2 protein-coding genes are annotated in these 2,688 nt (G+C 46.8%); both read left to right on the top strand.

All coding sequences use genetic code 11. The features are described from left to right. The first annotated feature begins 94 nt into the window (after positions 1-94). A complete protein-coding gene (locus Q3886_RS09905) occupies positions 95-1,549 on the top strand; it encodes a sugar transferase (protein ID WP_301861308.1) in 1,455 nt (484 codons plus the stop codon). A 44-nt stretch (positions 1,550-1,593) separates the two neighbouring features. Next, positions 1,594-2,688 (top strand): UDP-galactopyranose mutase (glf, locus tag Q3886_RS09900; protein ID WP_301861307.1); only part of this gene is annotated, 1,095 nt, incomplete at its 3' end.

Below are 2,688 nucleotides of genomic sequence, written 5' to 3'. Positions count from 1 at the left end.
TCCCTGCAGTTCTGCCTGGGGGAGTGTAGACAAACCTGTTGGAGATGAGTATAATGAACCTATTGAGAATTTTAGAGTAGGAGTTGGCATGCCGTTGAAACACGAAACTGAACGAAACTATTCTTCCGTTATATCTATTCAAAATAAATACAGCACGGCCATACTGCCCGTTGTTCTGGGAGTTGTAGATTACCTGGCTGTTCTTGCTGCCGTCATCGTTTCGGGCTGGCTGCGGGATTCTTTCATGGGCAATACGAATCTGCACCTGTCCTGGCTTAGCATACACGTTATTATTCCTGCCGTATACTTGCTTTTTATGCAGGCCCATGGACTTTATACACGGCGAACACAATTCTGGAGGGTCATTGCAGAAATATTCAAGGTCAATGCCTACGCGATGGTATCTCTCGTATTGATTATGTACCTGCTGCAGTCTGCTGCGAATACGTCGCGTCTCTTTGCTGGATTGCTGTGGATTCTGGCCTTTCTCTTTCTTGTTATTGGCCGCTATGGAGCCAAGAAAGTATTGAGTCGTCTCCATTGTCTGCAGATTCCCGTTCTGGTCATGGGAGCTGGGAAAACCGCGGCTCTGGTATTGGATCATCTATGCCGTGATGCAGGGCTGGGATATACGTTTATCGGCTTTCTGGAAGATAAGCAGCCTGAACCGCATGTGGCTGCCATGATGCCCAATCTGGGGACCTTTGCTGATGCCGAAGACGTGATTCGGCGGACCGGGGTACAGCATGTGCTTATCGTCGCTCCCGGCATACCGCGGGAAGGTGTGCAGGAGCTCGTATATCGCCTGCAGCCACAGGTCAAGAATGTAGCCTTTATTCCCGATATGAGCGGCATGCCCCTGGCAACACTGGATATGGAAAGCCTCATTGACGGTCATATTGTGGCCTTTAAATTCCGCAATAACTTAGCGCAGTGGTATAATCAGGTACTTAAGCGATTATTTGATCTGGTCTGCACGAGTATTGGCATTATCTGCCTGTCTCCTGTATTGCTGGCCATTGCCGTATGGATTTATAAAGATTCACCAGGCCCAGTGATTTTCAAGCATCGCCGTGTCGGAAAAGGAGGCCGGGAATTCTCGTGCTATAAGTTCCGCAGCATGTGTGTCGATGCGGACGTAAAATTAAAAGAACTGCTGGAAAAAGATCCGCAGGCCCGCAAAGAGTGGGAAACAGAATTCAAGCTGAAGAACGATCCCCGCATTACCCGCAGCGGCGCCTTTCTGCGCAAGACCAGCCTGGACGAACTGCCGCAGCTGTTCAACGTCCTAAAAGGGGAAATGAGCCTCGTCGGTCCGCGGCCTATTATTCGCGACGAAGTCAAAAAATACGGCAAATTCATTGAAGATTTCTATATGGTCCGTCCCGGCGTAACCGGCATGTGGCAGACCAGCGGCCGCAACGACGTGTCCTATGACGAACGGGTCCAGATGGATACATGGTACGTACGAAACTGGAATCTCTGGTTCGATATCGTCTTAATCTGGCGAACCATCAGCGTCGTCCTGAAGAGGAAGGGTGCGTATTAAGGCGTATTTTAGACTTCAAATAAAAATATGGTAGGGAGTTAAGAATGGTACAACGATCAACATTTTCCTATGAGTATCTTATTGTAGGTGCCGGCCTTTTTGGCAGTGTATTTGCTCATGAAATGAAGAAACAAGGCAAGAAGTGTCTTGTCATTGACCGCCGTAGCCATATTGGCGGTAATATTTACTGCGAAGAAAAAGATGGCATACGTATTCATAAATATGGTGCTCATATTTTCCACACATCAGATAAAAAAGTGTGGGACTATGTGAATCAGTTCGTGGAATTTAATAACTATATCAACAGTCCTATGGCAAATTATAAAGGGGAGCTGTATAACCTGCCTTTTAATATGAACACCTTCAACAAAATGTGGGGTGTTGTGACGCCGACAGAGGCGGCAGTAAAAATCGAAGAGCAACGCAAGGCGGCAGGCATTACAGAACCGAAAAATCTGGAAGAACAGGCAATCAGTCTTATTGGTACCGATATTTACACCAAGCTTATTAAAGGGTATACAGAAAAACAGTGGGGCCGGGGCTGTACTGAACTTCCTGCGTTCATCATCAAACGCCTTCCGGTACGCTATACGTATGACAATAACTATTTCAATGACCGCTACCAAGGCATTCCTGTGGGCGGCTACAATAGGCTTATAGATAAACTGTTGGAAGGCATAGAAGTACGTCTGGATGTCGATTTCTTTCAGCATCGCAAGGACTATGAAAATCTGGCAGGGACAATCATTTATACTGGCCCTATTGATGCCTATTATGATTACAAGCTGGGAGAACTGGAATACCGAGGTCTCCATTTTGAAACGGAGCGGCTGGAAGAAGAAAATCACCAGGGCGTAGCAGTCATGAATTACACCGATCGGGAAACGCCGTGGACCCGGATTATTGAGCATAAGCATTTTGAGCTTACAAAGTCTCCTGTGACGTATATTACGAAAGAATATCCTTCTGACTGGCATAAGGGGGAAGAAGCATATTATCCCGTAAACAATGAAAAGAACCAGGCACTCTATCAGAAGTATAAAACGCTGGCCGACCGGGAAAGCCGCATTATCTTCGGCGGCCGTCTGGGTGAATACAAGTACTACGATATGGATAAAGTTATAGCCAGTGCTTTGGAG

Origin of the sequence: uncultured Megasphaera sp. (assembly GCF_958350005.1) — a bacterium.
In the GTDB taxonomy this organism is placed as follows: domain Bacteria; phylum Bacillota; class Negativicutes; order Veillonellales; family Megasphaeraceae; genus Megasphaera.
This window is presented reverse-complemented; position numbering and strand designations above follow the sequence as displayed.